At 62.7% G+C, this 5,984-nt stretch carries 4 protein-coding genes and 2 pseudogenes; all 6 read left to right on the forward strand.

The features are described from left to right. A pseudogene (locus ENZ74_RS18590) lies at positions 1-851 on the forward strand (cell division protein FtsZ); the annotation flags it as partial. A gap of 281 nt (positions 852-1,132) precedes the next feature. After that, positions 1,133-2,083 carry a UDP-3-O-acyl-N-acetylglucosamine deacetylase gene (lpxC, locus tag ENZ74_RS18595; protein ID WP_013530964.1) on the forward strand — a complete coding sequence of 317 codons (951 nt, stop codon included), beginning with the start codon at positions 1,133-1,135 and terminating at the stop codon, positions 2,081-2,083. A 263-nt stretch (positions 2,084-2,346) separates the two neighbouring features. Further along, a complete protein-coding gene (locus ENZ74_RS18600) occupies positions 2,347-3,216 on the forward strand; it encodes an outer membrane protein assembly factor BamD (protein WP_063168306.1) in 870 nt (289 codons plus the stop codon). Between the two features lie 226 nt (positions 3,217-3,442). After that, entirely contained in the window at positions 3,443-5,116 is a 1,674-nt protein-coding gene (gene recN, locus ENZ74_RS18605; RefSeq protein ID WP_063168305.1) for a DNA repair protein RecN, read from the forward strand. A 96-nt stretch (positions 5,117-5,212) separates the two neighbouring features. Next, entirely contained in the window at positions 5,213-5,392 is a 180-nt protein-coding gene (locus ENZ74_RS18610) for a hypothetical protein (RefSeq protein ID WP_063168304.1), read from the forward strand. Positions 5,393-5,554: 162 nt separating this feature from the next. Then, positions 5,555-5,984 (forward strand): annotated as a pseudogene (locus ENZ74_RS18615) (NAD-dependent DNA ligase LigA); the annotation flags it as partial.

Consider the following 5,984-nt stretch of genomic DNA (forward strand, 5'->3'; position numbering starts at 1 on the left):
TCGAAGTCGACGAAGCGGCGACCCGTATCCGCGAGGAAGTCGACCAGGACGCCAACATCATCCTGGGCGCCACTTTCGACGAGGAACTCGAAGGCGTCATCCGCGTCTCGGTGGTTGCCACCGGCATCGACAAATCGGCGGCTGAAATCGCCGCTGCGCCGATCTCGATCCGCACGGCGCCTCCGAAGCCGGTCAGCCGCCCGGCGGCTCAGATCGCGGAGGCTCGCCCGGCGCCTGTTCAGCAGGCGGCCTACGAGCCACGCGCTGTCGACCCTGTCGCCGAAGCCATCCAACTGGCCGAAGCCAATGCCGCGGCGATGGCGCAGGCGCGCCCGGCTCCTGTCGCTCACGCAGAAGATTTCCGCCCACAGAGCAAGATCTTCCAGGCGCCGCCAGCACAGCCGATGCCGCAGCCGGTGGTCCAGCAGATGCAGCCGGCCCCGCAGCCGCGCGAGATGCTGCGCGAAGCCCCGCAGCCTGTTGCCATGGCACCTCAGCGTATGCCGCGCGTCGAGGACTTTCCGCCGGTCGTCAAGGCCGAGGTGGATGCCAAGAGCCGCCCGGTGGACCACGAGAACAACAGCGGACCGATGGGCCTGCTGAAGCGCCTGACCAACGGACTGACCCGCCGCGAGGAAGAACCCGCAAGGCTGCAGCCGGCGCAGCCGCGTGAGCCCAAGCTGCGCCAGGCGGCGCCCGAAGTGCGCCGCCTCGCCAGCCAGGATGCGCAGCTCTATGCGCCGCGCCGTGGCCAACTCGACGATCAGGGCCGCCTGACGCCGCAGGTGAGGACGACTCAGGAAGACGATCAGCTGGAGATTCCGGCGTTCCTGCGCCGCCAGGCCAACTGATTGGTAAACGGACTGTAACATTTGTTAACAGGCAAGCGAGGAATCGCTTGCCTGTTAACGTTTTAAATGATGTGATTTCAATAACTTACAAAGTCGCACCCATTCCAGTTCGCGGTTACACAGAGTAAGAAACCGTGATTTGGAGTCTCCCTGACGGGACATTATCTTCGCTGCCTACCATCATCGGTTTGCCGGGATTTCGGGGGAAGTCGCCCTGCCAACCGATTCACACAAGAGCCGCGCCCTCGGGCTGGAGAAGCGGACCTAGGCATTACGGGCTTATGGGGATTGTCTTGCACGACTATCAGACGACATTGAAGACGCGCGCGTCGCTTACCGGCACCGGCGTCCACAGCGGCAAGGAAGTGTCCATCAGCTTCATGCCGGCGGATGCCGACACCGGCATCGTTTTCCAGCTTTTCAACGGTGCCGAGCAGGGCCGCGAGTTTCGTGCCCTGGTTTCGGAAGTCGGCGCCACCGACCTGTGCACCATGCTTGGTGATCCCGCCGGCGAGCATATCGCCACGGTCGAGCACATCATGGCGGCGCTGTTTGGGCTCGGCATCGACAATGTCGCTGTCGAGATCGACGGTTCCGAGGTTCCGATCTTCGATGGCAGCGCCATGGCGTTCGTCGAAGCCATCGACCAGGCGGGCATCGAGACGCTTTCGGTCAAGCGCCGCTATATCAGGGTCATCAAGCCGGTCCGCATCGAGAACGGCGCCTCGTGGGCGGAGTTTCGGCCCTATGACGGAACCCGTTTCGAGATCGAGATCGACTTCGAAAGCCCGGCGATCGGCCGTCAGCTGTTTGCCTCCGACCTCAATGCCGATATTTTCCGTCGCGACATCGCGCGCGCCCGCACCTTCGGCTTCATGAAGGATGTCGAGCGGCTGTGGGCTGCAGGCTATGCGCTCGGCTCCTCGCTGGAGAATTCGCTGGTGATCGGCGACGACAACCGCGTCATCAACATGGGCGGCCTGCGCTATCCCAACGAATTCGTGCGCCATAAAACGCTGGACGCCATGGGCGACCTGGCGCTGGCCGGCGCCCGTTTCATCGGCTGCTTCCGCTCCTATCGCGGCGGCCACAGGATGAATGCCGCGGCCCTGCGCCGCCTGCTGTCGGATCGCACGGCGTTCGAGATCGTCGAGACGACGCGCCGGGAGCGTGGCCGCAGCGCCGAGATGAACGCCGTCAACGCGCCGCTCTACGCGCCCTGGATGATCTGATTTTCCCAGGTTTTTCGGGTTCCATGGGGAATTGCGCGTGTTGCAGGAATGCACCACCCGCCAGTGAAATTGCATTGATGTCCAAGCTGCGTCCGGCCGCCACAAAAATGTGCGATTGGCCGGAGATAGCGTTGCCGGGCAAGGCGGTTATGGTTTATGGCTGCTGCCGTCGATTAGTGCATGTCGTTCAAAAGTGGGGACCAGTTTTGAAACAATGGCATGCAACTGGCATTGAAATAGCGCCGAAAGGGCGAGATCCAATCATGTTCTTCAAGCGAGTTGGTCAATTGAAAGCACCGCAGAGGGCCGTTTTCCTGGCGCTTTCAGTAGTTGTTCCATCGCTCTTCCTGTCGGCCTGCATGTCGTCGGAGAAAGATATCGACCTGTCGACCTATGTCGACCAGACCGAACCGGCCGATGTTCTCTACAATCAGGGCCTTGCCAATCTCAATGCCGGACGCCTGCAGGAGGCGAGCCGCAAGTTCGACGCCGTCGACCGCCAGCACCCCTATTCGGAATGGGCTCGCAAATCGATGGTGATGGGCGCTTTCGCCGATTATCGCCAGGGCAATTACGACGAGGCGATCGGCTCGGCCAAGCGCTACCTCACGCTCTATCCATCGACCGATGACGCCGCCTATGCGCAGTACATCATCGGCTTGAGCTATTACCGCCAGATCAAGGACGTGACGCAGGACCAGAAGGAAGCGCGCCAAACCGTTCAGACAATGCAGGATCTGGTGACGCGCTGGCCGACATCGGAATATGTCGACGACGCCAAGGAAAAGATCCGCTTCGCCAACGATCAGTTGGCCGGCAAGGAAATGCAGATCGGCCGCTACTATCTCGAGCGCCGGGAATACATCGCCGCCGTCAAGCGCTTCCGCACCGTGGTCGAGAATTATTCCAACACGCGCCATGTCGAGGAGGCGCTCGCCCGCCTGACCGAAAGCTATTACGCGATGGGTCTGACTTCGGAGGCGCAGACGGCCGCCGCCGTGCTCGGCACCAACTATCCCGACAGCTCGTGGTACAAGGATTCCTACAAGCTGTTGCAAAGCAATGGGCTTGCACCGCGCGAAAATGCCGGATCGTGGATATCCAAGGCCGGGAAATTGATCACCGGGGCTTGACCCCCCAAGCAGACGTCGCGGGCTTCGCCAACGCGCCGTCTGCCTGATTTCGTTGTTTGTCGCAGGTTCTTGTCGCAAAACCGCGGAACACTTTTGCGGAACCTGCTTGGAGCATCGGATCGAAGCGTACGCAGCGCTTTTTTCGGATTGATCCGGTGCTCAAACAAAAAGATAGTGCGCCGCTGCGACTGCAAATGGTCGCGTGCCGTCCTAGATTCGGGTTCTGATGCTCTCCAGACTGTCGATCCGCGATATCGTCCTGATCGAGAAGCTGGATATCGACTTCCAGCCGGGTCTTTCGGTGCTGACCGGCGAAACCGGTGCCGGCAAGTCCATCCTGCTCGATGCCCTGTCGCTGGCGCTTGGTGCGCGCGGTGACGCGTCGCTGGTGCGCCATGGCGCGGCGCAAGGCCAGGTTATCGCCGTCTTCGACGTGCCGCGCAATCATCCGGCCCGTGCGCTGCTAGCCGACAATGCCATCGAGGATGACGGCGACATCATCCTGCGCCGCCTTCAGACCGCGGACGGCCGTACCCGTGTCTTCGTCAACGATCAGCCTTCGAGCGTCACCTTGATGCGCGATGTCGGGCGCGCGTTGGTCGAGATCCACGGCCAGCACGATGAACGTGCTCTGGTCGATCCCGGCGCTCACCGCGAGGTGCTCGATGCTTTCGGCGGCCATCTCGGCGCCGTTCGCTCGACTGGCGAGGCATGGCGGCATTGGCGCGCCTGCGAGCAGGAGTTGTCGCGCCACCGTGCCAAGGTGGCGGCGGCGGCGCGCGAGGCCGACTATCTGCGTGCGGCGGTGGCGGAATTGACAAAGCTCGATCCGCAGCCGGGTGAGGAGACCGATCTTGCCGAACTGCGCGCGTCGATGATGCGGGCCGAGAAGATCGCGTCCGAAATCCATGACGCGCAGGATGTGCTGTCCGGCCCGTCGTCGCCCTTGCCGCAACTGGCCAGCCTGCTGAGGCGGCTGCAACGCAAGGTGACGGAGGCGCCAGGCCTGCTCGACGACGTGGTCAAGTCGCTCGACGAGGCGATGCTGTCGCTCGACGCGGCCCAATCGGGCGTCGAGGCCGCACTGCGCGCCACCGAATATGATCCGCAGCGGCTGGAGAAAGCGGAGGAGCGGCTGTTCTCGTTGCGCGCGGCCTCACGCAAGCACAGCGTCGCCGTCGACGATTTGGCGCAACTGCGCGACACGATGTCGGCCGATCTCGCCGACCTCGACGCCGGCGAGGAACGCCTGCACGGGCTGGAAAAGCAGGCCGCCGCGGCACGCGAGACGTATGACATCGCAGCCGCACAGCTGTCCTCGCTTCGTCATGCGGCGGCGGTCGGCCTGACCAAGGCGGTCATGGCGGAACTGCCGGCCCTGAAGCTCGAACGCGCGGCCTTCATCGTGGAAATGAAGAGCGATGCCGAGAGCCGCATGGAAGAGGGCATTGACCAGATCGAATTCTGGGTGCGCACCAATCCAGGCACGCGGCCCGGGCCGATGATGAAGGTGGCCTCCGGCGGCGAGCTTTCGCGCTTCCTTCTGGCGCTGAAGGTGGCGCTGGCCGACCGTGGCTCGGCGCCGACGCTGGTTTTCGATGAAATCGACACCGGCGTGGGCGGCGCTGTCGCCGACGCCATCGGCCAAAGGCTGGCGCGGCTGTCGAAGCGCGTGCAGGTGCTGTCGGTGACGCACGCGCCACAGGTGGCGGCGCGCGCGGCGACGCATTTCCTGATCTCCAAATCCGGCACCACCGACCGTGTCGCGACCGGCATTGCCGAGATGGACCGGCCGGCGCGGCAAGAGGAGATCGCGCGCATGCTGGCCGGCGCCACGATCACCGACGAGGCCCGCGCCGCCGCCGAGCGACTGCTGCGCGAGAACATCGCGGCGTCCTGATGGCGCATGGTTCGGCAGTGGATCGAAGCAAAGGAAGCCGAGAAGCCAACGGTTCGCGGGCCGTATAAGAAACACTCAGCGGCTTAGGAGAATCCGATGGATTTGGAAGAGGAAACTGTCGAATTGACAAAACTTCTCTCAGGAAAAATGGTGATCCACGTTTGGCGGTTTCGTGCGGCAGAAGTACTGATTGAATTCACAGATGGAACCCGACTGTTCGTCGATGCACGGTCCGACGCGATTGAGTGCTCAGTGACCGATGGGATTTCAGACTGACCCACCACCTACGGTTCGCCGACCAGTGAAAATCCGGGCTTTGCAACAGAGTCAGCATATGGCTCCATCCCGCTGTTTCGGCGTGGTTTTGTCAGAATTCAGCTCCCTTCCATCCGAATCCTGATCTATTGTCCCGGGCCAACAGCAGCCAGGTGCAAAACCATGTCCGAAAAACCAGTCGATGCCCTGACCGAAAGCGAGGCCGAAGCCGAGCTGAAGCGTCTGGCGGAAGTGATCGCCGAGCACGACCGGCGCTACCATACCGAAGACGCGCCTATTATCACCGACGCGGAATACGATGCGCTGGCACGGCGCAACCTTGCCATCGAGGAGCGCTTTCCAGCGCTGGTGCGCGAGGATTCGCCATCGCTCAGGGTCGGTGCGGCACCCGCGGAAGGCTTTACCAAGGTGCGCCATGCGGTGCCGATGCTCAGCCTTGCCAAGGCTTATACCGACGATGACGTCGCCGATTTCATCGAACGCGGCCGGCGGTTCTTCGATCGCGACAAGGAGCTCGACATCGCCTTCACGGCCGAGCCGAAGATCGACGGGCTTTCGGCTTCGCTGCGTTACGAAAACGGTGTGTTCATGC

The sequence above is a fragment of the Mesorhizobium sp. M7A.F.Ca.CA.002.15.2.1 genome, assembly GCF_003998715.1.
GTDB classification, from domain to species: domain Bacteria; phylum Pseudomonadota; class Alphaproteobacteria; order Rhizobiales; family Rhizobiaceae; genus Mesorhizobium; species Mesorhizobium ciceri.